Raw genomic sequence first — 521 nt, 5'->3', positions numbered from 1 at the left:
GGGGATTTTGGAAGGGGCAATACGGCCACACGCACGGCGTGGTGCTGGTCGATGCGTTCTACGAGAACGTGGCCGGGCCGGAGGGAAAGAACATCGTGCTGGAGTTCCGGCCGGATCCGCCGCAGACGATGCTGGTGGCTTGCGTGTGGTCGCACTGGCGCGCGACGAAGCCGGGTGAACAGGATCTACTGTCGTTCGCGATTATCACCACGGACCCGCCGCCGGCGATTTCAGAGGCTGGCCATGACCGCTGTACGGTGCCAATCAAGCCAGAAGACCTCGATGCGTGGCTCAACCCAGACCCGAACGACCTCGACGCGATGGACGAGATCCTGCGCGACAACGGGATGCCGCGCTTCGTGCACAGCGTCGCTGGCTGACGGCTACTGGCAAGCGGCCAAAGCCGCGCGCAAACGCGCCTCGTACCCCTTTCGCAACTCGACCTCAGCCAGCGCGGCCTTGTAGAAATCGAAGTCACTGGCCGACGAAGGCACCGCGGCGAGCGGCCACGCCGCCACGGG

General features: G+C 65.3%; 1 protein-coding gene. It reads left to right on the top strand.

What is annotated here, in order from left to right; genetic code table 11:
• Positions 1-380, top strand: a 380-nt coding sequence (locus ACRYR9_RS19995; RefSeq protein ID WP_432540252.1) for an SOS response-associated peptidase family protein, incomplete at its 5' end; no start/stop codon positions are given.
• Positions 381-521 lie beyond the last annotated feature (141 nt).

The organism is Kineococcus auxinigenes, assembly GCF_050871525.1.
Lineage (GTDB): Bacteria > Actinomycetota > Actinomycetes > Actinomycetales > Kineococcaceae > Kineococcus.
Note: the sequence above shows the minus strand (reverse complement) of the source record. Positions and strands in the feature narration are given on the sequence as shown.